Source organism: Bradyrhizobium sp. Ken64 (assembly GCF_055807555.1).
In genome coordinates this window covers 140855-164280 of sequence record NZ_JBVVPA010000010.1, presented here as the reverse complement: position 1 = coordinate 164280, position 23426 = coordinate 140855, and the positions used below count along the sequence as shown (strand labels likewise).

Here is a 23426-nt window from a genome sequence, read left to right as displayed (position 1 = left end):
GCAACGTCCGAAAGATGCAGCCAACCCGTGCAGCCGGCCCTATTCGCTCACGACTATTTTGATAGAGGGCGCGGCGCGTCGTGGCAACCGAGTCTCGTCTAGAGATTTGCCGACGCGTCGACTTCCAGGCTCGTGTCCACCTGCAGCTCGATCTCGGTCACTGCAAACAGGTCCTGTGCCGGCTCGACCGTCCAGGGCATGTGCCTGGCGCGGGCGGCGGCGACGGGGGCGAAGAAGCTGCGGTGGTGGACGGTGGGACCGAGTCGGTTGAGCGCGTCGAGATGCTCGGGCACGGCGTAGCCCTTGTGCTGCTCGAAACCGTAGCCGGGACAGTCCTGAGCCAGCGCGCACATCAGGCGGTCCCGCGTTACCTTGGCAACGATCGAGGCCGCTGCGATCGACAGGACGATGCCGTCGCCGCCGATCACGGCCTCGCAATCGCATGCCGTGTCGAGCCGGTCGCGGCCGTCGACGAAGACGTGCCGGGGCTGCTCGGGCAGCGCCACCACGGCGCGCTTCAGCGCCCATAGCGAGGCGCGCAGGATGTTGTCGCGGTCGATGCGGGCGCGCGAGGCGACGGCCACCGAGACCTGCGCTGTGGCGCAGATCTTGTCGAACAGCCTTTCGCGCTCCTCGGCCGTCAGTCGCTTGGAATCATCGATGCCGCGCGGGATGCGGTCGGGATCGAGAATCACCGCCGCCGCCACCACAGGACCGGCCAGCGGCCCGCGGCCGGCCTCATCGCAGCCCGCCACCGGCCAGACGCCGCGCTTGATCAGCGCGCGCTCGCGACGGAAGCTCGGGGCGACCATGATGGCGCCCTTGGCGCCGGCCAGCGCCTTGACGATTTTATTGGTCGCAGCCCTCCCGTTCTTGGGCGCAGCCTTCCCGTTCTTGGGCGCAGCCTTCTTGGGCGCGCCTTTGGCCGGCTTCTTGGCGGATTGATCCCGAATCATGGCCGGGATCGTGCGCAAGCGGCATGGCCTGCGCAACCGGGAACCTCGGACAATTCCCGTTATTCAAGTCAGCTGCCCTATTCCGCCAGATGCACCCGCCGGTCCTCGCCGACTTCAATGCCGGGCGCGACCACGACTTCCCAGGGATGGCCGTCAGGATCGGCGAAATAGCCGGAATAGCCGCCGTAGTCGGTCTCATGCGCGGCCTTCAGCAGCGCGGCTCCCTTGGCGACGGCGAACGCCAGCACCGCATCCACCTCCTCACGCGCGCGACAGTTCCAGGCGAGCGTCATGCCGCCAAACGTCGATGGCCTCGGATGATCAGGCAATTTGGCGTCGACCGCGAGCTGATCCCAGGGAAACAGCGCGAGCACCGGACCGCCGGTGTCATAGAACGCCACGGCCTCGCCGGTCACCTTGAGCCGGCGCGAGAAACCAAGCGCGTCGTAAAAAGCAATACTGGTGCGGATGTCGTTCACGCCCAGCGTGATGACGGTAAGTCGCGGGATTGGAGCCGGCAGTTCCTGACTCATGCGACGCCTCTCTCACTTCGTCCCTCAGAACAGGCTGAGCTGATCGCCGTTCCGCTTCGGCTTGGCAAAATGATCCGTCGTCAGCTTGGAGCGCCGCTTGTTCAGCCCGAGCCTGTCGCAGGCGATCTCGAAGCGGCGTCCGATGGTCCAGGCCATCGGGCCGGTGCCCTTCATGCGCTCGCCCCATTTCGCGTCGTAGTCACGGCCGCCGCGCATGTCGCGGATCAGCGTGAAGACGTGGCGATAGCGGTCCGGGTAGTTCGCCATCAGCCATTCGCGAAAGAGATCGCGCACCTCAAGCGGCAATCGCAGCAATACATAGGAGGCCTCCTTGACGCCGGCATGGGCGGCGGCATCCAGGATGCGCTCGATCTCGGAATCGTTCAGCGCGGGGATGACGGGCGCGACCATGACGGTGGTCGGAATGCCGGCCTCGGAAAGCTGCTTCAGCGCCTCCAGCCGCTTCGACGGAGTGGACGCTCGCGGCTCCATGGTGCGCGCCAGTTTCGGATCGAGCGAGGTCACGGAGATCCCGACCTTGGCGAGATTGCGCTTGGCCATGCGCGCAAGAATGTCGATGTCGCGGGTCACCAGCGCCGACTTGGTGACGATCCCGACGGGATGGCCGGCGCGCTCCAGCACCTCCAGAATGCCGCGCATGATTTTGCGCTCGCGCTCGATCGGCTGATAGGGATCGGTGTTGGTGCCGATCGCGATCATCCGCGGCTCGTATCCCGGCGCCGCAAGCTCTTTCTCGAGCAGCGCCGGCGCCTCGGGCTTCACGAAAAGCTTCGACTCGAAGTCGAGCCCCGGTGACAGGCCGAGATAGGCATGCGTCGGCCGCGCGAAGCAATAGACGCAACCGTGCTCGCAGCCGCGGTAGGGATTGATCGAGCGGTCGAAGCCGATGTCGGGAGATTCGTTGCGGGTGATCACCTTGCGCGAGGTGTCGATCCCGACCGTGGTCTTGAACGGAGGCAGTTCTTCAAGGCTCTGCCAGCCATCGTCGAATGTGACGCGCGCCTCGGCCTCAAACCGGCCGCTGGCGTTGGACTGCGCGCCCCGGCCTCGCCTGCGCTGGCGGTCGATGGCGACCGCCAGCTCAGGGAAGTCAGAAGGCGCACCCGCCGGCTCGGAGGGCGCCGTGACCGGCGGGTGCTTGAGAGCATGAGAGGATGCTGGACTCATGAAGACAAGATAGCACGCCAAAGGAACAAATCAAGAACGCAAACAAAAAACGTGAAAACAACCCCATGCACAGTAGATCTGCCCAAACTTCGCGCGCCCGCTTTTGACCTCACGCAACAGTGGCGTCACGCCGATCCCGTTTGATGCTGCCGAAGGATCGATCTCGCCGGAACTCGGTTGGTGACGATCCCGGGTGAAGGTCGGCAGGAACATGACAAATCAACAACAATTGGCCGCAGCGAGCAGCGACCTCGATCTGCTTGATCGCTATTGGCGCGCCGCGAACTATCTCTCCGTCGGGCAGATCTACCTTCTGGACAATCCGCTGCTGCGCGAGCCGTTGCGGCCCGAGCACATCAAGCCGCGTTTGCTCGGCCATTGGGGTACGACGCCCGGTTTGAATTTCATTTATGCCCATCTCAACCGCGTCATCCGCGCGCTGGACCTGAGCGTGATGTATGTCTGCGGTCCCGGCCACGGCGGTCCCGGCATGGTCGCCAACACCTATCTCGAAGGCAGCTACAGCGAGATCTATCCAGATATCGCGCGCGATACCGAGGGCTTGCGCAAGCTGTTCAGGCAATTCTCCTTCCCCGGCGGCATCCCGAGTCACGCGGCGCCGGAAACGCCGGGCTCGATCCACGAAGGCGGCGAGCTCGGTTACGCGCTGGTGCATGCCTATGGCGCGGCCTTCGACAATCCCGACCTGATCGTCGCCTGTGTCGTCGGCGACGGCGAGGCCGAGACCGGCCCGCTCGCGGCGTCCTGGCACTCCAACAAGTTCCTCAATCCCGCGCATGACGGCGCGGTGCTGCCGATCCTGCATCTCAACGGATACAAGATTGCCAATCCGACCGTGCTCGGGCGGATGCGCGACGACGAGATCCGCGATCTCTTCCGCGGGCTCGGCCACGAGCCGCTGTTCGTCGAGGGCGACGATCCCAAATTGATGCACCGGACCATGGCAGACGCGCTCGACGTCGCGCTCGTCAGCATCCGGTCGATCCAGCAGCACGCCCGCGACGGCCGCAAGAGCGTCGAACGCCCGCGCTGGCCGATGATCGTGCTGCGCAGCCCGAAGGGCTGGACCGGCCCCAAGGAAGTCGACGGCAAGAAGGTGGAGGGATTTTGGCGTGCGCATCAGGTACCTGTCGCGAACTGTCGCGAGAACCCGGCGCATCTGAAGATTCTCGAAGACTGGATGCGCAGCTACGAGCCGGAAAGGCTGTTCGACGCGAACGGCGCGCTCGTTGCCGAGCTGCAGGCGCTCGCGCCCGAAGGCCATCGCCGCATGGGCGCCAATCCGCACGCCAATGGCGGCCTTCTGAAGAAGGAGCTGAAGCTGCCGGACTTCCGCAGCTTCGCCGTCGAGGTGACGCAGCCGGGCGGCGTCGTGGCGGAGGCAACCCGCGAGCTCGGCAAATTCCTGCGCGACGTCATCCGCCTCAACGCCGAGGTCCGCAACTTCCGCATCATGGGCCCGGACGAAACCGCGTCAAACCGGCTCGATGCGGTGTTCGAGGCCACCGAACGCGTCTGGATGGAGCCGACAGAACCTTACGACGTGCACCTCGCCCAGGATGGACGCGTGATGGAAGTCCTGAGCGAGCACCTCTGCCAGGGCTGGCTGGAGGGCTACCTGCTCACGGGCCGGCACGGCTTCTTCTCCTGCTACGAGGCGTTCATCCACATCGTGGATTCCATGTTCAACCAGCACGCCAAATGGCTGAAGGTGACCCGGCATCTGCCGTGGCGGCGCCCGATTGCCTCGCTCAACTATCTGCTCACCTCGCATGTCTGGCGCCAGGACCACAACGGCTTCAGCCATCAGGATCCCGGCTTCGTCGATCTCGTCGCCAACAAGAAGGCCGACATCGTCCGCATCTATTTTCCGCCCGACGCCAACACGCTGTTGTGGATCGCCGATCACTGCCTGCGCACCTATGACCGCATCAACGTCATCGTCGCCGGCAAGCAGCCGGCGCCGCAATGGCTGTCGATGCAGGGGGCAGCCACGCATTGCGACGCCGGCATCGGCATCTGGAGCTGGGCCGGCACGGAAGATGCGAATGGCGAGCCCGACGTCGTGATGGCCTGCGCCGGCGACGTGCCGACACTGGAAACGCTCGCCGCCGCCGACCTGCTGCGCAACGCGCTGCCCGAGCTGAAGATCCGCGTCGTCAACGTCGTCGACCTCATGACGCTGCAACCCAGGGAGCAGCACCCGCACGGCTTGTCGGACCGCGACTTCGACGGCCTGTTCACGCGCGACAAGCCGGTGATCTTCGCCTATCACGGCTATCCCTATCTGATCCACCGGCTGACCTATAACCGCACCAACCACGCCGGCATGCACGTCCGCGGCTTTGCCGAGGAAGGCACCACGACGACGCCGTTCGACATGGTCGTGCTCAACGAGCTCGACCGCTATCACCTCGCGATCGAGGCGATCGAGCGCGTGCCGGGGCTCGCGACCAGGGCGGCGCAGGTGAAGCAGCAATTCCGTGACAAGCTGATCGAGCATTCGCGCTATGTGCGCGAATACGGCGAGGACATGCCGGAAATCCAGGAATGGGTCTGGCAGAACAGCGCCGGCGGCAACACGCCGGCAGAGGCAGGCGATTGACAGCAGCCATGTTGAACACGGTTCTCGTTCTCAACTCGGGATCGTCGAGCATCAAATTCGGTCTGTTCGATATCTCGGCGGCCGAACCCACCCTGCTCTGCAAGGGCCTGCTCGACGAGCACGAGACGAAGCCGCGGCTCGTCGTGAAGAGCCCCGCGGGCGAAGACCTGTTCGAGAAACAGAGGGAAGCATCGGATGCGGCCAGCGATCATCTGTTCGCCGACGTGCTCGGGTTGATCGAGGATCGCTTCGGCGACCATCGCTTGCGCGCCGTCGGCCACCGCGTCGTCCATGGCGGTCCGGACTATTCCGCTCCGGTCGAGCTGACGGACGATGTCACCGCAAAGCTGGAAGCGCTGACGCCGCTGGCACCGCTGCACCAGCCGCGGTGCCTGGCGCCGGTCCGCGCCATCAGGGCGTTCAGGCCCGACCTGACGCAGATCGCCTGCTTCGACACCGCTTTCCATCACGGCATTGCGCCGCCCGCCAGCCGCTTCGCCATTCCGCGACGTTATGAAGAGCGCGGCATCCGGCGCTACGGATTTCACGGCGTCTCGTTCGAATATGTCGCGGGACGGCTCGCCCGAATCGCGCCGCAGCTCGTGGCGAAGCGCACTGTGATCGCGCATCTCGGCAACGGCGCGAGCCTGTGCGGCTTGCGCGACGGCCGCAGCATCGACACCACGATGGGATTGACGCCGCTCGACGGGCTGGTGATGGGCACGCGGTGCGGCAGGATCGACCCGGGCGTGCTGCTCTATCTGCAACAGCACGAGAAGATGTCGGTCGAAGATGTCCAGCACCTGCTCTATCACGAATCCGGCCTGCTCGGCGTCTCCCGCATCGCTTCGGACATGCGCACGCTGCTTGCGAGCAGCGAAGCTGCGGCGCGGGAGGCGGTCGAGCTCTTCACCTTCCGCGCCGCGCAGGAGGTGGCGGCGATGGCGACAACGCTTGCCGGGCTGGACTGTCTGGTCTTCACCGGCGGCATCGGCGAGCATGCCAGGGAAATCCGCAGCGCCATCGGTGAGCGTCTCGACTGGCTCGGTGTGCGCATCGATGCCGCTGCGAATGATGCGGCGCGCGAGCGTATCAACGGGGGCGATAGCGCAGTCGATGTCTTTGTCATTCCAACGAATGAGGAACTGATGATCGCACGACATTGTGCGGCGGTGCTGCGAACGATTTGAGCACGATGGCAATCTTACTTCCCTTCTCCCCTTGCGGGAGAAGGTGGCGCGAAGTGCCGGATGAGGGGTTTTGTCGTCGCTCACGTATGCATGTGAGTATGCGGAGACATACCCCTCACCCTGTGAGTTTGTGTCTCCTCGCGGTGCTGCCCTCTCCCGCAAGGGGCGAGGGCGCAGTCACGAGCATCTCAACTGCAGGGTAAATTGATCCAGTGGCCCGCGCATTCTAATGCGTCCCCGACCAAATCTGGAAACACCCGATCGCGACCTCGATCACGATCAGCACCACCACCGCGATTTCGAGCCGGAGCGAGCGCTGGGTATCGATGATGTCGGTGAGCGCGTTGGCGGTCGCGGACACGGCGGTGAGCTTGCGCTCGAGCGTGTCCAGGCGCTCCTTCAGTTCGTACTCGTCTTCAAGGCGGGCATAGAGCCGGTCGAGTTCGGGTTTCTCCCAGAGCACGTCGGGTTTCTCGGCCACCGCAACACGACCGGCGACGCGCTGCTGGACGAGAAGCGCATTGCCGATCAATTGCAAGATGCCCTTGCGCCGGGGCGGCGTGCGGCCCTGCTCGGCGAGCTTGCGCGCAAATGGCTCGATCACGTCGAAGACCGCGGCGACGCGGCGCTCGTCACGTGCGAGCGAGGTGCTCTTGGCCAGCGCGTCCGCGATCAGCAGCAGCCGGTCGTCGGAGAATTTGGCGAGGCAGATCGGGCCGCCCGGATGGATAGCCTCGGCGCTTTCGTCCTTGCAGAGTTGCGCATGTGCGATCTCCTCCTCGTAGGGGCTGAACTCGCCGATCACGCGGGACTTCAGGCTGTCGATCAGCACCTTCTCCTCCGAAGGGAGGAGACCGATCAGCACCACGACGCCGTAGCGGAAGATGACCGCAAGGCCGGCATGGACGCGGAAGGCGGCCGGCGTCGAGGAGACTGTCGCGCCCATTTCGAGTCCGGAGGGATTGATGCGTTCACCCAGCATCAGGGCGCGGATCCGCAAGGTCGGCGCGCCGTCCGGCCTGGGAGATGTTGCGGGCGAGTTAACAGCAAGTTGATCGGCGTTCATTCGAAGCCTCTTCAGCAGCACCATTGCACGGTTTTCCCGTTCTCGCGCTCGTCCGCTATCGCATCCTCCTCTTGCAAGGTTGCGAACGGCCGGCGCGCCGCGCAATGTTGCGGCTCATCTCCGGACTAATACGGACAGGACAGGCTTGGGGCGACACATTGGCAATATCGCGGCCCCGTACGCGACATATTTGGATGAGAGAGCCGCAGCGGTTTACCATCGTATACCGAAGCGCGGCCGGAAAGTTGCACTCGGCAGCGCCACATGTTTTATGACGCCCTCATAATGAGCTACGCTTCTCCCGAAGTGTGGACAGTGAAGCTTCAATCATGCTGAGCGTCATCATTCCGACCGAAGGCGTCGAGCAGACGGCGGTCGCAACTCTGGCCGCGCTGGTACCCGGTGCTGCCGCAGGCATCATCCGGGAAGTGCTCCTGGTCGACGGCACCCGCAATGGCGTCATCGAGCGCGTTGCCGACGTCGCGGGCTGCCGATTCATCGGCTTCGAAGGATCAACGCAAGGCGCCGCGCTTGCCGCCGGCGCACTCCAGGCCCGTTCGTCTTGGCTGATGTTCCTCCCTGCGGGCGCCGTTCTGGAAACCGGGTGGATCGAGGAAACCACCCAGTTCATCCAGTCGGTCTCGACCAGCGGCCGGGATCGTGCGGCCGTCTTCCGCTATGCGCGCTCGCCCTACGCCGATGCCGGCTTCCGCGATATCCTCCGGGCCCTGATGCGCAAGCTCGTCGGTCCCTTCGGCGATCAGGGACTTTTGATCGCGCGTGATCACTACGACCGCATCGGCGGCTACCCGCCCCAAGCCCGCCGCTCCGAGGCGCGGCTGCTCCGGCGGCTCGGCCGCTCGTCGCGGATAATGCTGCGCAGCCGGATCGTCATGGTCGGCTGAGGCACCTCGATACTTGCTAAAGTCAAATAATTATTTGACAATGGCAAATATCGAGGTGACCCATGTCGTTCAATCCTACCGACGACCACATCGCAGCGGTCCGCGCCTTCAACCGCTTCTACACCCGCAAGCTTGGCGTGCTCGACCAGCACCTCGGAAAAAGCCCGTTCTCGCTCAGCGAGGCCCGCGTACTCTACGAGCTCGCGCACTGGGATGACCTTGCCGCAAAGGAGATCGGCAACGAGCTTGGCCTCGACCCCGGCTATCTCAGCCGGATCGTGCAAAGCTTCGACGAAAAGGGCCTGATCACCCGCAGGCCCCTGCCCGCGGATCGCAGGCAATACCAGCTCAGCCTCACCGCCAAGGGGCGCCAGACCTTTGCCAAGCTGAACCTGGGCTCGCAAAATGAGGTCGCCGCAATGCTGGCTCAGCTTTCGGCCAGCGATGCAACGCGGCTCACGCAGGCTATGGCGACCATCGAGGCTGTGCTGGAGCGTCGAAGCCAGCCCGCGGCTTTCATGCTGCGCAGCCATCGCGTTGGCGACATGGGCTGGGTCATCTCCCGGCAGGCCGCCGCCTATGCGGCCGACTACAACTGGGATATCAGCTACGAGGCCCTGGTCGCCGAGATCTGCGCACAGTTCATCAAGAATTATGACGCCGCGCGCGAGCACTGCTGGATTGCGGAAGTGGGCGGCGAGCCGGTCGGCTCGATCTTTCTGGTCAAGGCCACGGACGAGATCGCCAAGCTGCGCCTGTTGCAGGTGGAAAAGAAAGCGCGGGGATTCGGTGTCGGCCGCGCGCTGGTCGACCAATGCATCCAGGGCGCACGCGAGAGGGGCTACGGCAAGATGACGCTGTGGACGCAGAGCATCCTGGTCGCCGCACGCGGCATCTATCAAAGTGCAGGCTTCAAGCTCGTGAAGACCGAGCCGCATCACAGCTTCGGGCAGGATCTCATTGGGGAAACGTGGGAGCGGGATCTCTGATGCTGCAACAGCGGGCGAGATGCGCATGAATGTGCCCTCGCCCCCTGCGGGAGAGGGCAGCGACGCTGCTAGACATAAGCTCACTTGGGTGAGGGGTCGTCTTCGGCACATTCCGTGCCGATAGATACCCCTCATCCGGCGCCATAGCCGAAGCTTCGCTTCGGCGTTCTTTGAGAACGGCGGCCCAAGGCCGCCTATGCCACCTTCCCCCACAAGGCGGGAAGGGGAAGCAAGCGCTCACACCGTCGCGCCCTGGGCCTTCGGCCGGCGCAGGTGCTCGTCCAGCCGTGGCATGATCTCGACGAAATTGCAGGGCCGCGTGCGGTAGTCGAGCTGGGCTTTGAGGATGCCGTCCCAGCCGTCGCGGCAGGCACCGGGCGAACCTGGGAGGCAGAAGATGTAGGTTGCGCCCGCGACGCCGGCGGTGGCGCGGCTCTGGATCGTCGACGTGCCGATCTTGGCATGGCTCAGCATGTGGAATGCGATCGAGAAACCGTCCATGCGCTTCTCGAACAAGGGCTCGATCGCCTCCGGCGTGACGTCGCGCCCCGTGAAGCCGGTGCCGCCGGTGGTGATGACGACGTCGACGCCCGCGTCCGCAATCCAGCGGCGGATGACGGTGCGGATCGCCTCGACGTCGTCGGTGACGATCTCGCGCGCGGCGAGATGATGGCCGGCCGCAAGGAGACGGTCGGCGAGCGTCTGGCCGGATTTATCATCCGCCAGCGCGCGCGTGTCAGACACGGTGAGCACCGCGATGTTGAGCGGGACGAACTGCTTTGCTTCGTCGATGGAGGTCATTGCAACACACCTTCTTCACAGACCACTGACGTCATCCTGAGGTGCGCGCACTTGCGCGCCTCGAAGGATGCGCCACGGGCTCGCCATCCTTCGAGGCTCGCCAATCGGCGAGCACCTCAGGATGACGGATAACCCCTACTGTCCGCCACCAAACGTGTTGCAGGCCTGGACGGTGCCCTGCTGGTAGCCGGTCATGAACCACTGTTTGCGTTGCGCCGCCGAGCCGTGGGTGAAGGAATCCGGCACGACCCGGCCAGTCGACTGGCGCTGCAGCGTGTCGTCGCCGATCGCGCTCGCCGTGGTGAGTGCGGCGTCGATGTCGCCCGGCTCCAGGAAGTTCGGCCGCTTCTTCGCCTCGCGATTGACCCAGACACCGGACAGGCAGTCGGCCTGCAATTCGACCTTCACCTGGAGCGCATTCGATTCCGCCTTGCTGCCGGCCTGCTGCTGCAGCCGCGTCACGCGCGGAATGATGCCGAGCAGGTTCTGGATGTGATGGCCGGCCTCGTGGGCGATGATGTAGGCGGTGGTGAAGTTACAAGCGGACTTGCCGGAGCAGCCGCGAAAACGCGTCTCGACCTCGCGGAAGAAACCGGTGTCGAGAAAGATCGTCTTGTCGGGCGGACAATAGAACGGTCCCATCGCCGACTCCGCCCGGCCGCAGCGCCCGCCATTGGTGACGTTGCGGAACAGCACGACTTTCGGACCGGTAAAGGACTGGCCCGAGGCCTGGAAGATCTCGCTCCAGCGATCGTCGATCTCGCCGAGGATGCCGGAGATCATGCTGCCCATCTCGTCGGTCGGCGCGCCGCGCTTGGCGTTGGAGGACGATTGGCGATCGGTCTGGTAGGACGGCGCCTGGCCGCCACCGGTGAGGATCTCGGCGCCGCCGATCAGGATGCGCGGATCGATGCCGAAGGCGTAGCCGACCAGGCCGAGCACGATGATGGTGCCGATCCCGAGCCCGCCGCCGCCTATGGGGAGGCCGAACCCGCCTCCTCCACCGCCGCCGCCACCATCGTCGCGACGATCCTCGATGTCGTCGCTGCGGCGGAAATCATCGTAGCGCATGGCGGCTTCCCTCGGTCCTGGCTCAACTCGGCGCAAGAGCGCGAAAGCTCAACGCGCCACATACCTAAAATTTCCATTGCATTAATCAATATCCCGCTCGGCAATTATTGCCTAGTGCGGCAGCATGGCAATGCCAGCAATTTTTTCCGGGCATCGAGCAATTTTTTCCGAGAGGAATTTCGATTCTTTTTGCGCTCCGATCACAGCCGCAACGCGAAGAAACACGAAATACACTGCAAAACATGGAGAATGCGCGGAGCGAACCGCGTGCAAGGTGCGACGTGAGGGCTGCTCACGAAAGCGGCGGGTTAAGTCGATTTTTACTTTGCCGCTTCAATGTAACGGTCAGTCGGTTGTTTGGTCCCGCGTCGCCGACAGCGTCGCCTGAGTCAGAGTTCTTGAGTCATGGTAGAGTCGCGTCGCGGGGCGTCTGCAAGGGCGCCCCGCACAAATTTTGAGTCTCCTTCGCACAGCATCGTGCTCGGCGATTGCGTCGCCGAGATGTCGAAGCTTCAGGCTGGTTCGGTCGACCTGGTGTTCGCCGATCCACCCTACAATCTTCAGCTCAAGGGCGATCTCAAGCGCCCCGACGAATCCCATGTCGACGCGGTCGACGACGATTGGGACAAGTTCGATTCGTTCTCCGCCTACGATGATTTCACCCGCGCCTGGCTGCTTGCCGCCCGCCGCGCGATGAAGCCGTCGGCGACGATCTGGGTGATCGGCTCCTATCACAACATCTTCCGCGTCGGCGCGATCATGCAGGACCTCGGCTTCTGGCTCCTGAACGACATCGTCTGGCGCAAGACCAATCCGATGCCGAATTTCCGCGGCCGCCGCTTCACCAACGCGCACGAGACCATGATCTGGGCCGCGCGCGACGAAAAGGCCAAGGGCTACACCTTCAACTACGAAGCCTTGAAGGCCGCCAACGAGGACGTGCAGGCACGGTCCGACTGGCTGATCCCGCTCTGCACCGGCGAGGAGCGCCTCAAGGGCGCCGACGGCAAGAAAGTGCACCCGACGCAGAAGCCGGAAGGCCTGCTCGCGCGCGTGCTGCTGTCGTCCTCCAAACCCGGCGACCTCGTGATCGATCCCTTCAACGGCACCGGCACCACCGGCGCGGTCGCAAAGCGCCTCGGCCGCTCCTATATCGGCTTCGAGCGCGACAAGACCTATGCGAAGGCGGCACAAGCGCGCATCGCCGCGGTCGAGCCGCTGCCGGAGGCAAGCCTCGCCCCGTTCATGACGGCGCGCGAGGCGCCGCGGGTTGCGTTCTCGGAATTGATCGAGCGTGGCATGATCATGCCCGGCACCAAGCTGTTCGACGCCAAGAAGAAGCTCGGCGCGCTGGTCCGCGCCGACGGGGCCATCATGTTCGGCGACAAGGTCGGCTCCATCCACCGCATGGGCGCGGTGGCGCAAGGCGCGCAAGCCTGCAACGGATGGACCTTCTGGCACATCGAGACCAAGAAGGGTCTCAAGCTGATCGACGAGCTCCGCGCCGAGATTCGCGCCGGCATGGCGGCGGGGTAGCCGCCCTGTCATGTCAGGCGCGCCTCTTGGCGCGCCCCCGGAATGACGAGACTGGTTGAACACAGCGGCCGGCGGGACTAGATTGACCGCCTACGCCCCGTCTTGACCGGTCGAGCCATGCGACGACAGTCCGAGACATTGCTGCTGGTGCCGCTGCTGCCGATCTTTCTGGTCGGCATGTTTCCGATGTTCCTGATCGCGCTGCTGGGATTTTTCGGCCTCGCCTTGTTCGGCGTGCTCGTCGTCTGTGTCGGGCTCGCCAGCAGCAACGAGGCCCATGACAGCTTCAATCACGACGTCATCGTTCACGGCTACGCGCGCGGATCGGAGCGCGCGGCGCGGGCCTCCGACATGCATATCGCCACCCGGCTCGGGCTGCGCCTGGAGCTCGTGGGCGCGGCCATGGTCATTACGGCGGCGATCGGCCTTTGTTACGCCGGCTGATCTGCGTGACGCGCAGATACCGCCCGGCAAACTCGCCGGTTGCCCTCCCCGACAAGGTTCAGGCAAGACAAGGCCGCTTGCGGACATGTTGCTGCCTCCACTTTCAGCCAACAAACACAGGGGAGATGCCCGATGCTCAAATTCTATTTCAACGGTTCGCCGAATCCGACCAAGGTCGCGCTTTATCTCGAAGAGGCCGGCCTGCCCTTCGAGCCGGTGAAGATCGACACCCGCAAGGGCGAGCAGTTCACGCCGGACTATCTGAAGATCAATCCGAACGGCAAGGTGCCGGCGATCGACGACAATGGCACCATCGTGTTCGATTCCAACGCCATCCTGCTGTATCTCGCCGAGAAGACCGGCAAATTCCTGCCGGCCGCCAATTTTCGCGGCGAGATGCTGTCATGGCTGATGTTCGTCGCCACCGGCGTCGGGCCGTATTCGGGTCAGGCCGTGCACTTCAAGCATTTTGCGCCGAAAGACCAGAACCACGACTACGCGCATAACCGCTACCAGTTCGAGACCGATCGCCATTACAAGATTCTCGACGGTCACCTCGAAGGCCGCCGCTACATGGTCGGCGACAGCTATTCGATCGTCGACATGGCGCTGTGGGGTTGGGCCCGGATGGTGCCATTCAAGCTCGGCGACGACGCCTTCGCGCGATACCCGAACGTCAAGCGGCTGGTGGACGAGATCTCGGCCCGGCCCGCGGCGGCGCGCGCGATCGCGCTGAAGGACAAGTTCACCTTCAAGGCGGAGATGGACGACGAGGCCCGCAGCAACATGTTCAGGCACATGACGACGAAAGTCGCCTGATCGCGTCAGGTCACAACGCAAGGCCACGCGCATGCGCGCGGCCTTTGCTTTTGAGGCTCAGGCGGCGTGGACCGAGCTCAGGAAGTTGGCGACTTCCTGCTTCAGGCGGTGGCTGTCGGCCGACAGCGAGCGTGCCGCCGAGAGCACCTGCGAGGAGGCCGAGCCGGTCTCGGACGCCCCGCGCTGCACGTCGCCGATGTTGGACGACACAAGCTGCGTTCCCTGGGCGGCCTGCTGCACGTTGCGGGAGATCTCCTGCGTCGCCGCACCCTGCTCCTCCACGGCAGCGGCGACCGTCGACGAGATCTCCGACAGCCGCTCGATGGTGCCGCTGATCTCCCTGATCGAGCCGACCGACTCCTCCGTCGCAGCCTGGATACCCGAGACCTGCTGGGCGATCTCACCGGTGGCCCGCGCGGTCTGCTCGGCGAGCGCCTTGACCTCCGAGGCCACCACGGCAAAGCCGCGGCCGGCTTCACCCGCGCGCGCCGCCTCGATGGTGGCGTTCAGCGCCAGGAGGTTGGTCTGGCCGGCGATGGTGCTGATCAACTCGACCACGTCGCCGATGCGGGCGGCAGCCTTGGAGAGCTCGCTGACGCGCGCGTTGGTCTTGCTCACCTGACCGACGGCTTCGCCCGCGATGCGCGCCGATTCCTGCACCTGGCGCGCGATCTCCGTCACCGAGGAGGACAGCTCCTCGGTCGCGGAGGCGACCGCCTGCACATTGGCCGAGGCTTCCTGGGAGGCGGATTGCACTTCGGTGGAGAGATCCTGAGCGCGCCTCGCGGTCGCGGTCAGGGTGCCGGCCGAGCCCTCGAGCTCGTGCGATGCCGAGGATACGGTGTCGACGATCTCGCCCACCGCCTGCTCGAACTGGCTGGCGAGCCGGGCCATGTCGGCCTTGCGGCTGTCGGCCTGCCGGGCCTCGGTTGCGGTCTGCTCATGGCGCAGCCTTTCGGTGTCGATCATGTTGGTCTTGAAGACGTCGATCGCCTTGGCCATGTCGCCGATCTCGTCGGCTTTGCCGCGCGAGGGTATCTCGACGGCCAGATTGCCCCCGGCAAGCAACCCCATTGCGCGCGTCATCGAGGTCAGCGGCCCCACGATGCTGCGGGCGGTCAGGAAGGCGACGATCAGTCCGAACAGGACGGCGAGGCCGCCCGCGATACCCTGTAGCGACGTCGTGCCGTCGATCACAACATCGGCCGCGGTGCGCGAATCCTTGTAATCCGTCTTCAAGGCGGTTTCCGCGACCTTGAGCTTGGCGATGCTCGCGGAGATGAGCGGTGCGAGATCCTTGTGGTAGATCTCGTCGGACCGCAGCATCGCGGCGGAGGTCGTTTCGAACGCGGATTTGTAGATGCCGAGGGCGGTCTTCACAGGCGTCAGAGACGAGCGAAGGTCCGCCGCCTGCGGGCTCCTTTCGACGGCCGCCAGGCGCTGCACCGCCCTGTCGACATTGGTTCTGAAGGCGGTGGGCCCGTTGGTGTCGCGCAGGGCGAGGAAGCGCCAGTTCGCGATTCGAACCAGCAGGACCCGGGACTCGAGGTCCGCGACGAGCGACACCGTGTCGTCGTCGGCGGCGGCGCGGGCCACATCGACCAGCTTGGCCATCTTGACGGTCAGCTCTTCGCCACTCGGCAACAGCGTCGCCTTGCCGGTCCGCGCCTCGTTGACGGCGTCGCCGAGACTGTCACGCAGGCTTTTCATTTTGGCGATGTCGGCGATCAGATCGTTGTAGAGCTTCCGCCGCTCCTCCGAGAGGGTGCCTTTTGCTCCGAGTTGCAACAGCCCGGTCGCCGCGGTCTCTCGCTCGGCAGCCTCCCGCATCGCAGGCTCGTTAGCGTCGTAAATGTAGCGCAGATTAGCCCGCTGGATGGCCTGAAGATGGGTCGATATCTCCAGGACGCGCGCCGTGCTGTCCGACAATTTGGAGAGTTTTGCGACCTGATCCTGGACGGACCGCAAATTCCAGATGGCGACCACCGCCATCACAAGACCAACCGCCACCAAGACCATGAAACCTGCGTACAGGCGTCCCCTGATCCGCAAACGAAAACTCGGCATTCCCACTGTCCACCCAGATGCATGTCAATTCGAGCGGCCGGCCTAATCCGGCGATCGTCACCGGCCACCCTGGCAGCCGCGCGTCGCGTTGTTCGCGACCCACGCTGCACCGCGACACAATGGGGGACACTCGTTAATTGAACCTTCAAATTGTTCGCGCGCGCATGGATCGGGTGGCACAACATCTGCTGATTTTATCGGCAGGTGAACAAGGTTTTGGCGCTAAGCCCGCAGCGCCATGCACGCCGCTGCAGCTTGTCCGGCCAGCGCCACCGACACGACCATCGCCGGCCGCGGCGGACGGCACCGGTCGACGGACGCGACGTCGCTCGATCCGCTCAGCTCGCGGCCCTCACGAGCGTTTGCGGAAACGGACCGAGGGCCTTCTCGGTCAGCACCGAGTCGCAATATTCCCGGATCTCCTTGATCTTGCCGTCCTCGAGACGAAACACGAGACAATAGTCGTTGTCGTAGCGCACGCCTTCTGGCGTGACGTTGTCGCCCTTCGCTTCGACGACGACGACATCGCCGTCGGCAATGAAGCGATGGGCGACCGTCCGCGTCCGGTCGACAAGGCGGGTCCGCACATAGCCGTGCAGATCGTTGAGGATCGCATGTTTGCCCGAAAACGTGCGCGACCAGGAGTACTGGCCGGTCACGATCCATTTGGCGTCGTCGGCAAGACTTTCGGTGAACAAGGCGCGGTCGCGCACAGCCGGATCGGGACTGGCGGCGGCTGCAAAGATATCCTGCATCAGCTTCTTGTTGGCGCTCGCGTTCATGGCGGCATCTCCCTTGGTGAGAACAATCGAGATCATCGCCGCCGGCTCTAAATTCTTCAAATCGATAGTGGGTATGATATCTATTCGCCTCATGAATTTGAATTCGCTCGACCTCAATCTCCTGACCGCGCTCGACGCACTGTTGCGCGAGGTCAGCGTCAGCCGCGCCGCCTTGCGGATCGGGCTGTCGCAGCCGGCGGCCAGTCATGCGCTCCAGCGTCTGCGCGACATCCTTGGCGATCCGCTCTTGGTACGCACGGGCGCGCGGATGGAGCTGACGCCGCGGGCGCAAGCCTTGCGCGCGCCGCTGGCGCAGGCGCTCGACCAGGTGCGCGGGCTGTTCCTATCGGATGAATTCGACGCGGCGCGCAGCGAGCGGCAATTCCGACTGATGATGCCGGATCTCGCGGTCGAGCTGTTGATGCCGCCCCTGATGGAAAAGGTGACGCAGGCCGCGCCCAACGTCCGGATCGACGTGGTGCCGTGGCGGGGACCGGCGATCTTCCACGCCGAGTTCGCCCGCACCATCGATCTCGTGATCTCGATCGGCAACGCCTTCAAGGGGTTTCACCGCCAGTTGCTCTACACCGACAGCGACGCGCTGGCCGTGCGGCGCGGCCACCCCATGGCTGCGAAGCTGAAGCAGCGCGAGACGTTCCTGGCCGCACGCCATGTCGGCGTCATCATCCGCGGCCAGCCGGAGGACCTGATCGACACTTGGCTACGCACCAAGGGCATAGACCGGCACATCGCTCTCGTCGTCCCGGGTTATCTCGAAGCGCTGCACGTCGCCGCCCGCACCGACCTCGTCGCCTTCGTGCCGCGCCGGCTGATCGCGGCGCTGTCGAAGCAGCTCGGCCTCGTCACGGTGACGCCACCGCTCGACCCCGGCATCGACGAGCAGTTCATGTTCTACCCGACCCGCGCACAGATGGATCCGGGCTCGATCTGGCTCAGGCGGCTGATGCTGGAGACGGGACGGCAATTGGAGAAGAAAGGGCGCGCTGGGTAGGACGCCGCTTCAAAACAAACGGGTCGTCCCGGCGAAGGCCGGGACCCATAACCACAGCACGTGGTTTGGCGAAGGCTCGCGATTGTCAGCTTGCGTCACGACTTCCCCCTGTGGTTACGGGTCCCGGGTCTGCGCTGACGCTTGCCCGGGACAACAGGGGAATATGTTGCCGCGCTCCTACGCCTTCTGCGCGTCCATCACCTTGCGCACGGCGGGCCGGTCGGACATGCGCTTGAAATGATCGGCGATCTTGGGCGTCGCGTTGATGTCGACGCTGTCGCCTTCGAGCCAAGTCGACAGGGTGTAGAGATAAGGATCGCAGATCGTGAACTGCTCGCCCATCACCCAGGGCCCCTTGTACATCTTCTGCTCGATCAGGGCGAAGCAGGCCCCCATGGTCTTCGGGATCATCGCCTTCATGTCGGCGAACGAGCTCTCTTCGCTCGCCCAGCGTGCGCCGCGCATCTTGTGGGCATGGTTGATGTGCACGGTCGAACAGAGATAGGAGTTGAACGACTGCACCTGGGCGAAGTCGAAGGGATCGTCGAGCGGCGCGAGCTTCGCCTTGGGGAAGGTCTGCGCGAGATAGGCCAGCATCGCCGGGGTCTCGGTCAGGACGCCGCGATCGGTCACCAGCGCGGGCACGCGGCCTTTCGGGTTGATCGCGAGATATTCCGCGCTGTTCTGCTGGTTGGTCTTGAAGCTCAGCCGCTCGGCCGCGTAGTCGGCGCCGGCTTCTTCCAGGGTGATGTAGGTGGCGAGCGCGCAGGTGCCGGTGGCGTAGTAGAGCTTGAGCATGTCGGACCTCATGGGAAAGCCGGAAGGTAACGGCTGCCGGCCCCGAGGTCCATAGCGCGGCGTTCCCTAGTACTCCTGCTCTTCGCAGTTGCCCACCGGCGCCCGGCTGTGCCAAGACGCCCTAGTTGGAGGGGCTTTCCCATGACCGTACTCATCGCCGGTGGCGGCATCGGCGGGCTGACGCTTGCGCTCAGCCTGCACGAAATCGGCATTCCCGTGAAAGTGTTCGAGAGCGTCGCCGAACTGCGGCCGCTCGGTGTCGGCATCAACGTGCTGCCGCATGCGGTGCGCGAGCTGATCGAGCTCGGCCTGATGGACAAGCTCGATGCCGCCGGCGTGCGCACCCGCGAGCTTGCCTATTTCTCCAAGCACGGCAAACCGATCTGGAGCGAGCCGCGCGGGCTGGAGGCCGGCTATAAATGGCCGCAGTTTTCGATCCATCGCGGCACGCTCCAGCAATTGCTGCTCGACACCGCGATCGAACGCCTCGGCCGCGACAACATCCTCACCAGCCATCATCTGACCGGCTGGAGCGAAACCGCCGATGGCGTGCGCGCCGATTTCATCGACAAGGCCACCGGCAAGGCCGCGGGGACTTACGACGGCGCGCTCCTCATCGCCGCCGACGGCATCCATTCCGCCGCGCGAGAAAAACTTTATCCCGACGAAGGCCCGCCGATCTGGAACGGCCGTATCCTCTGGCGCGGCGTCACGCCTGCAAGGGCGTTCCTCACCGGCCGTACCATGATCATGGCCGGCCACGAGATCCTGAAATTCGTCTGCTATCCGATCTCGAAGGAACCGGACGCCGCGGGCAACCATCTGATCAACTGGGTTGCCGAGCGCCACATGCCGCCGACCTATCAATGGCGGCGCGAGGACTATAACCGGACCGCCCGGCTGGAAGAGTTCTTGCCCTGGTTCGAGAGCTGGCAGTTCGACTGGCTCGACGTGCCCGGCCTGATCAAGAACTGCCCGCACGCCTATGAATATCCGCTGGTCGATCGCGATCCGGTGTCACAATGGACTTTCGGCCGCGTCACGCTGATGGGCGACGCAGCACATCCTATGTATCCGATCGGGTCCAACGGCGCGTCGCAGGCGATCCTCGATGCCCGCACCATCACCCGCGAGATCCTGGCGAACGGCCCGACGCAAGCGGCCCTGCTCGCCTATGAGGCGGAGCGGCGGCCTGCAACCACCAGTCTCGTCCTGCTCAACCGCAAGAATGGCCCTGAGCAGGTGATGCAGCTGGTCGAGGAGCGCGCGCCCGACGGCTACAAGGTCGTCACCGACGTGCTGTCGCAACAGGAGCTGGAGGATGTCGCCGCCAACTACAAGCGCGTCGCCGGCTTCCAGGTGGAAGCGCTGAATGCAAAGCCGCCGATCGTGAGCGCGGGTGCGCGCGCGACGAAATGAGTATTCGCACGAAGCGAGACGCACGTTGATGCGCCCTCGCCCCTTGCGGGAGAGGGCAGCGACGCCGGTGGATGCAAGCTCACTTGGCTGACGAGTCTAACTCTCACTCGAACTCGTCGAGACAAGCCCCTCATCCGGCGCTTCGCGCCACCTTCTCCCACAAGGGGAGAAGGAAGGAAGAGTGCGCGGCAGCTATTTGCCCACCACCCTCGCCGCTTCGAGCAGCCGCTCGCTCGCGCTTGCCGCCGCCAGCAGCGTCCCGTCTTCCGCCGTCAGCCTGGCCTCGACGAACGCAATCGTCCTGCCGAGCTGCGTCACCTTGGCCTCGCCGATGATCGGTCCGGGCTTTGCGGGAGCCAGGAAATTCACGGTCATGCTGATGGTGGTGGTGTAGAGCCGGCCCTCGCTCATCACCAGCACGGCGGGGCCCATCGTGTCGTCGAGCATGGCCGATAGCATGCCGCCCTGGATGAAGCCGGCCGGATTGCAGAACTCCGGCTTGCCGTCGAAGGCGAGCTTGATCCAGCCTTCCCCGGGCCGGGCGTCGAGCAGGCGCCACCCGAGCAGCTCGGCACAGGGTGGCCTTGGAAAGTTGTCGAGCGCGGTCTTGATCATGCGACCCTCCGTTGCCAGCCACAGCTAACGCAGGCCTGCTGCCAGCATGTTGTCAGCAGGATGGGCTGCTAGGGGTCCAATCCATGCGCAATCACCTTACGCATGACGTTGGGCAATGCTTCGTCGGCGAGCGTCGCGATGGGCACCCAGCGCATGCCCGCCGGTGCCCGCGTCCGCGCCCCCACCCTCGCCGTGTAGACCACCAGTTCCAACGGGAAATGCGTGAAGACGTGGGCGACCACGCCGACCTTGCGTTGCCAGCGCGACAGCCCCTTCAACTCGGGCGCCTGCTGTTTGGCCTTGGCATCGTCCTGTCCGGCCAGCCAGTCCGAGCCCGGCACCTCGGTCATGCCGCCGAGCAGACCCTTTTCGGGGCGGCTGCGGACGAGAAGCTCGTCGCCGCGCGTGACGACGAAGGCGGCGCCGCGCCGTAGCGCGCCGCTCTTCTTCGGCGCCTTGCGCGGAAACGTGTCCTGCGTTCCCAGCGCGCGCGCCGTGCAATCCTCGTTCAGCGGGCACAGCGAGCAGGCCGGCTTCTTCGGCGTGCAGATCGAGGCGCCCAGATCCATCAGCGCCTGCGCGCTGTCGCCGGCGCGAGAGTCCGCAAGCAGCGTCGCCGCCAAGTGCTGTATCCGCGGTTTGGCCTGCGGGAGCTCTTCTTCAACTGCAAAGAGCCGCGAGACCACGCGTTCGATATTGCCGTCGACCGGCATGGTGCGGCGGTCGAACGCGATCGCGGCGATCGCTGCCGCCGTATAGGGCCCGATGCCCGGCAGCGCGCGCAGGCCCGCTTCGGTGTCCGGAAAGGTGCCGCCATGCTCGTGCGTCACCGCGACCGCGCAGGCATGGAGATTACGGGCGCGAGAATAATAGCCGAGCCCGGCCCACATCCGCAGCACGTCCTCCTGCGAGGCCCGCCCGAGCGCGGTGACGTCAGACCAGCGCGAGACGAATTTTTCGAAATAGGGCCCGACCGCCTTCACCGTGGTCTGCTGCAGCATGATCTCGGACAGCCAGACGCGGTAAGGGTCGGATGCCGCGCCGGGCGCAGCGCGCCAGGGCAATCGGCGGCGATGGCGGTCGTACCAATCGAGCAGCGCGAGCGGGCGCGACGAGGTCTCCGGCGGAACTGGTTCCGATTTCGCCCTGAGGGCGGATTTGGGGCTCATGCTCGCACTGTAGCGGCAATGCACCGATCTCTCCACGTCATGCCCACGCTGGGCGCGGGCGTCCACGTCTTTCTTCGCGGCCAAGAGCCTGTGGCCGACGCTCCGGAGTGCTATAAGGTCCCATGTCCAAGCTTCGCCCCATCAAACCCGGTCCCATCAGCGCCAAGCCGCTGTCGCTCCTGCTCAACGACGTCTTTGCCGAGGCCTACGCCAAGCAGGGTTTTGCCGCGCGCGAGCTGGTAACGCGGTGGGCGCAGATTGCCGGGCCGGAGATCGCGGCCCATGCCGAGCCGCTCAAGATGCAATGGCCGCGGCCGGTCGAGGGTCAGCCGCAGGAGCCGGCCACGCTGGTGCTGCGGGTCGAAGGTCCGATGGCGCTGGAGATCCAGCACTCCGCCGATGTGATCCTGCAACGGGTCAACCGCTTCTTCGGATGGAGCGCGGTCGGCAAGCTGGCCTTCCGCCAGGCTCCGCTGTCGCGCGCCCGACGGCCAACCCGGCCCAGCCCGCCGGACGCCAAATCGGTGGCCGAGGTGGCTGAGCGCCTGGGCGACATCGAAGATGAACAATTGAAGTCGGCGCTGGCGCGCCTCGGGGCCGCCATCAAGCGAAATTGAGCCTTATTCTGCGGCCAAACTGGACCTGTCCTTGCCGCTCGCCATTGCCTCAAACGACGTTTCAAGCTAGCGACAGGCCGTCTGAATAGGAATTTCGGGCGACACCACGCCAATCCGGGAGCCGACCTTGATCATCACCCGCCGCGCCTTCAACACGATGCTGTCGCTGACCGGGCTTGCCGCGGTCGCCGGGCTCTCACCGCTGCGGTTCATCTCGGAAGCTATCGCGCAGGCCGCTGGCGACGTCGCCAAGCCGGTGTCGCTGCCCGACATGGCGCTGGGCCCGAAGGACGCCGCCGTCACCATCACCGAATACGCCTCGATGACCTGCCCACATTGCGCGGCCTTCAACGAGCAGGTGTTTCCCAAGATCAAGTCGGAATACATCGACACCGGCAAGGTACGTTACGTCTTCCGCGAGTTCCCGCTCGACATCAAAGCCGCCGCCGGCTCGATGCTGTCACGCTGCATCGCCAATGGCGACGCGCCGAAATACTTTGCCGTTACCGACATGCTGTTCCGCCAACAGAACGACTGGGTAGTGAAGAACACCACGGAGACCCTGACCCGGATCGGCAAGCAGGCCGGTCTCACCCAGCAGCAGGTCGAGGCTTGCCTGAAGGACCAGGCGCTGCTCGACAAGATCGCCGCCGACCAGAAATATGCCAGCGACGTTCTGAAGGTCGATTCGACGCCGACGTTCTTCGTCAACGGCGAGAAGATCAAGGGCGAGACCTCGTTCGAGGAATTCGCCAAGAAGATCAATCCGCTGCTCAAGAGCTGATTCGCACGGCACAATCCTGATTCGCATCTCGATAACCGT

The 23426-nt window shown here is 64.7% G+C and carries 22 protein-coding genes; 11 read left to right on the top strand and 11 right to left on the bottom strand.

Annotated elements, in window-relative coordinates; translation table 11 throughout:
* Window positions 1-98: 98 nt before the first annotated feature.
* The 3 genes from AC0L2F_RS18735 to AC0L2F_RS18725 form a co-directional block, all read right to left on the bottom strand.
* Window positions 99-956: a ribonuclease HII gene (locus tag AC0L2F_RS18735; protein WP_473249379.1), complete on the bottom strand. Its 858-nt coding sequence runs from the start codon at window positions 954-956 to the stop codon at window positions 99-101.
* Between the two features lie 77 nt (window positions 957-1033).
* Complete coding sequence (locus AC0L2F_RS18730; protein ID WP_007607134.1) at window positions 1034-1489, bottom strand: VOC family protein; 456 nt, start codon at window positions 1487-1489, stop codon at window positions 1034-1036.
* Between the two features lie 24 nt (window positions 1490-1513).
* Entirely contained in the window at window positions 1514-2677 is a 1164-nt protein-coding gene (locus AC0L2F_RS18725) for a PA0069 family radical SAM protein (protein WP_473249378.1), read from the bottom strand.
* Window positions 2678-2888: 211 nt separating this feature from the next.
* Between AC0L2F_RS18725 and AC0L2F_RS18720 the strand changes: the two genes are divergently transcribed.
* A complete protein-coding gene (locus AC0L2F_RS18720) occupies window positions 2889-5303 on the top strand; it encodes a phosphoketolase family protein (RefSeq protein WP_473249377.1) in 2415 nt (804 codons plus the stop codon).
* A gap of 8 nt (window positions 5304-5311) precedes the next feature.
* Window positions 5312-6493, top strand: coding sequence for an acetate/propionate family kinase (locus AC0L2F_RS18715; RefSeq protein WP_473249375.1), 1182 nt, complete (start codon window positions 5312-5314; stop codon window positions 6491-6493).
* 226 nt (window positions 6494-6719) lie between these two features.
* Here AC0L2F_RS18715 and AC0L2F_RS18710 read toward each other — a convergent pair whose 3' ends face one another.
* On the bottom strand, window positions 6720-7559 hold the full coding sequence (locus tag AC0L2F_RS18710; RefSeq protein WP_473249374.1) for an RMD1 family protein: 840 nt from the start codon (window positions 7557-7559) through the stop codon (window positions 6720-6722).
* A 329-nt stretch (window positions 7560-7888) separates the two neighbouring features.
* Between AC0L2F_RS18710 and AC0L2F_RS18705 the strand changes: the two genes are divergently transcribed.
* Entirely contained in the window at window positions 7889-8464 is a 576-nt protein-coding gene (locus AC0L2F_RS18705) for a glycosyltransferase family protein (RefSeq protein WP_007607113.1), read from the top strand.
* A gap of 62 nt (window positions 8465-8526) precedes the next feature.
* Window positions 8527-9453 carry a bifunctional helix-turn-helix transcriptional regulator/GNAT family N-acetyltransferase gene (locus AC0L2F_RS18700; protein WP_473249373.1) on the top strand — a complete coding sequence of 309 codons (927 nt, stop codon included), beginning with the start codon at window positions 8527-8529 and terminating at the stop codon, window positions 9451-9453.
* 237 nt (window positions 9454-9690) lie between these two features.
* On the opposite strand, the gene moaB is transcribed toward AC0L2F_RS18700, so the two are convergent.
* Together moaB and ypfJ are read right to left on the bottom strand one after the other, a co-directional pair.
* Window positions 9691-10254 (bottom strand): molybdenum cofactor biosynthesis protein B, encoded by a 564-nt coding sequence (moaB, locus tag AC0L2F_RS18695; RefSeq protein WP_063993472.1) that lies wholly within the window; start codon window positions 10252-10254, stop codon window positions 9691-9693.
* 135 nt (window positions 10255-10389) lie between these two features.
* Window positions 10390-11325 (bottom strand): KPN_02809 family neutral zinc metallopeptidase, encoded by a 936-nt coding sequence (gene ypfJ / locus AC0L2F_RS18690; protein ID WP_473249372.1) that lies wholly within the window; start codon window positions 11323-11325, stop codon window positions 10390-10392.
* Window positions 11326-11730: 405 nt separating this feature from the next.
* Between ypfJ and AC0L2F_RS18685 the strand changes: the two genes are divergently transcribed.
* The 3 genes from AC0L2F_RS18685 to AC0L2F_RS18675 all read left to right on the top strand — a co-directional run bounded on the left by AC0L2F_RS18685 (window position 11731) and on the right by AC0L2F_RS18675 (window position 14124).
* On the top strand, window positions 11731-12861 hold the full coding sequence (locus AC0L2F_RS18685) for a site-specific DNA-methyltransferase (protein WP_007607106.1): 1131 nt from the start codon (window positions 11731-11733) through the stop codon (window positions 12859-12861).
* 117 nt (window positions 12862-12978) lie between these two features.
* Complete coding sequence (locus AC0L2F_RS18680) at window positions 12979-13305, top strand: hypothetical protein (RefSeq protein ID WP_007607104.1); 327 nt, start codon at window positions 12979-12981, stop codon at window positions 13303-13305.
* A gap of 132 nt (window positions 13306-13437) precedes the next feature.
* The gene (locus tag AC0L2F_RS18675; protein ID WP_473249371.1) at window positions 13438-14124 is read left to right on the top strand and encodes a glutathione S-transferase family protein; all 687 of its coding nucleotides are present in this window, start codon (window positions 13438-13440) and stop codon (window positions 14122-14124) included.
* A gap of 57 nt (window positions 14125-14181) precedes the next feature.
* Here AC0L2F_RS18675 and AC0L2F_RS18670 read toward each other — a convergent pair whose 3' ends face one another.
* Window positions 14182-16191, bottom strand: a complete 2010-nt coding sequence (locus AC0L2F_RS18670) for a HAMP domain-containing methyl-accepting chemotaxis protein (RefSeq protein ID WP_473249369.1) — start codon at window positions 16189-16191, stop codon at window positions 14182-14184.
* Between the two features lie 338 nt (window positions 16192-16529).
* Complete coding sequence (locus tag AC0L2F_RS18665) at window positions 16530-16973, bottom strand: nuclear transport factor 2 family protein (protein WP_007607098.1); 444 nt, start codon at window positions 16971-16973, stop codon at window positions 16530-16532.
* A gap of 91 nt (window positions 16974-17064) precedes the next feature.
* Between AC0L2F_RS18665 and AC0L2F_RS18660 the strand changes: the two genes are divergently transcribed.
* The gene (locus AC0L2F_RS18660; RefSeq protein WP_473249368.1) at window positions 17065-17985 is read left to right on the top strand and encodes a LysR family transcriptional regulator; all 921 of its coding nucleotides are present in this window, start codon (window positions 17065-17067) and stop codon (window positions 17983-17985) included.
* Between the two features lie 177 nt (window positions 17986-18162).
* Here the strand turns inward: AC0L2F_RS18660 and AC0L2F_RS18655 are convergent, their stop codons facing one another.
* Window positions 18163-18783, bottom strand: coding sequence for a glutathione S-transferase family protein (locus tag AC0L2F_RS18655; RefSeq protein WP_027568589.1), 621 nt, complete (start codon window positions 18781-18783; stop codon window positions 18163-18165).
* Window positions 18784-18924: 141 nt separating this feature from the next.
* On the opposite strand from AC0L2F_RS18655, the gene AC0L2F_RS18650 reads away from it, so the two are divergent.
* Entirely contained in the window at window positions 18925-20202 is a 1278-nt protein-coding gene (locus AC0L2F_RS18650; protein ID WP_473249367.1) for a flavin-dependent oxidoreductase, read from the top strand.
* Window positions 20203-20394: 192 nt separating this feature from the next.
* Here the strand turns inward: AC0L2F_RS18650 and AC0L2F_RS18645 are convergent, their stop codons facing one another.
* On the bottom strand, window positions 20395-20817 hold the full coding sequence (locus AC0L2F_RS18645) for a PaaI family thioesterase (RefSeq protein WP_473249366.1): 423 nt from the start codon (window positions 20815-20817) through the stop codon (window positions 20395-20397).
* A gap of 68 nt (window positions 20818-20885) precedes the next feature.
* On the bottom strand, window positions 20886-21986 hold the full coding sequence (gene mutY / locus AC0L2F_RS18640) for an A/G-specific adenine glycosylase (protein WP_473249365.1): 1101 nt from the start codon (window positions 21984-21986) through the stop codon (window positions 20886-20888).
* A 122-nt stretch (window positions 21987-22108) separates the two neighbouring features.
* On the opposite strand from mutY, the gene AC0L2F_RS18635 reads away from it, so the two are divergent.
* A complete protein-coding gene (locus AC0L2F_RS18635; protein ID WP_007607090.1) occupies window positions 22109-22603 on the top strand; it encodes a DUF721 domain-containing protein in 495 nt (164 codons plus the stop codon).
* A 127-nt stretch (window positions 22604-22730) separates the two neighbouring features.
* Window positions 22731-23387, top strand: coding sequence for a DsbA family protein (locus AC0L2F_RS18630; RefSeq protein ID WP_007607089.1), 657 nt, complete (start codon window positions 22731-22733; stop codon window positions 23385-23387).
* The last annotated feature ends 39 nt before the right edge of the window (window positions 23388-23426 follow it).

Excerpts from the sequence above, each read along its gene's own strand:
- AC0L2F_RS18705 (WP_007607113.1), top strand. The coding sequence starts at position 7,889 with ATGCTGAGCGTCATCATTCCGACCGAAGGCGTCGAGCAGACGGCGGTC.
- AC0L2F_RS18685 (WP_007607106.1), top strand. The coding sequence starts at position 11,731 with ATGGTAGAGTCGCGTCGCGGGGCGTCTGCAAGGGCGCCCCGCACAAAT.
- AC0L2F_RS18710 (WP_473249374.1), bottom strand. The coding sequence starts at position 7,559 with ATGAACGCCGATCAACTTGCTGTTAACTCGCCCGCAACATCTCCCAGG.
- AC0L2F_RS18675 (WP_473249371.1), top strand. The coding sequence starts at position 13,438 with ATGCTCAAATTCTATTTCAACGGTTCGCCGAATCCGACCAAGGTCGCG.
- moaB (WP_063993472.1), bottom strand. The coding sequence starts at position 10,254 with ATGACCTCCATCGACGAAGCAAAGCAGTTCGTCCCGCTCAACATCGCG.
- AC0L2F_RS18730 (WP_007607134.1), bottom strand. The coding sequence starts at position 1,489 with ATGAGTCAGGAACTGCCGGCTCCAATCCCGCGACTTACCGTCATCACG.
- AC0L2F_RS18715 (WP_473249375.1), top strand. The coding sequence starts at position 5,312 with ATGTTGAACACGGTTCTCGTTCTCAACTCGGGATCGTCGAGCATCAAA.
- AC0L2F_RS18655 (WP_027568589.1), bottom strand. The coding sequence starts at position 18,783 with ATGCTCAAGCTCTACTACGCCACCGGCACCTGCGCGCTCGCCACCTAC.
- AC0L2F_RS18735 (WP_473249379.1), bottom strand. The coding sequence starts at position 956 with ATGATTCGGGATCAATCCGCCAAGAAGCCGGCCAAAGGCGCGCCCAAG.
- AC0L2F_RS18645 (WP_473249366.1), bottom strand. The coding sequence starts at position 20,817 with ATGATCAAGACCGCGCTCGACAACTTTCCAAGGCCACCCTGTGCCGAG.
- AC0L2F_RS18635 (WP_007607090.1), top strand. The coding sequence starts at position 22,109 with ATGTCCAAGCTTCGCCCCATCAAACCCGGTCCCATCAGCGCCAAGCCG.
- AC0L2F_RS18665 (WP_007607098.1), bottom strand. The coding sequence starts at position 16,973 with ATGAACGCGAGCGCCAACAAGAAGCTGATGCAGGATATCTTTGCAGCC.
- AC0L2F_RS18700 (WP_473249373.1), top strand. The coding sequence starts at position 8,527 with ATGTCGTTCAATCCTACCGACGACCACATCGCAGCGGTCCGCGCCTTC.
- mutY (WP_473249365.1), bottom strand. The coding sequence starts at position 21,986 with ATGAGCCCCAAATCCGCCCTCAGGGCGAAATCGGAACCAGTTCCGCCG.
- AC0L2F_RS18680 (WP_007607104.1), top strand. The coding sequence starts at position 12,979 with ATGCGACGACAGTCCGAGACATTGCTGCTGGTGCCGCTGCTGCCGATC.
- AC0L2F_RS18725 (WP_473249378.1), bottom strand. The coding sequence starts at position 2,677 with ATGAGTCCAGCATCCTCTCATGCTCTCAAGCACCCGCCGGTCACGGCG.
- AC0L2F_RS18660 (WP_473249368.1), top strand. The coding sequence starts at position 17,065 with ATGAATTTGAATTCGCTCGACCTCAATCTCCTGACCGCGCTCGACGCA.
- AC0L2F_RS18720 (WP_473249377.1), top strand. The coding sequence starts at position 2,889 with ATGACAAATCAACAACAATTGGCCGCAGCGAGCAGCGACCTCGATCTG.
- AC0L2F_RS18670 (WP_473249369.1), bottom strand. The coding sequence starts at position 16,191 with ATGCCGAGTTTTCGTTTGCGGATCAGGGGACGCCTGTACGCAGGTTTC.
- AC0L2F_RS18650 (WP_473249367.1), top strand. The coding sequence starts at position 18,925 with ATGACCGTACTCATCGCCGGTGGCGGCATCGGCGGGCTGACGCTTGCG.
- ypfJ (WP_473249372.1), bottom strand. The coding sequence starts at position 11,325 with ATGCGCTACGATGATTTCCGCCGCAGCGACGACATCGAGGATCGTCGC.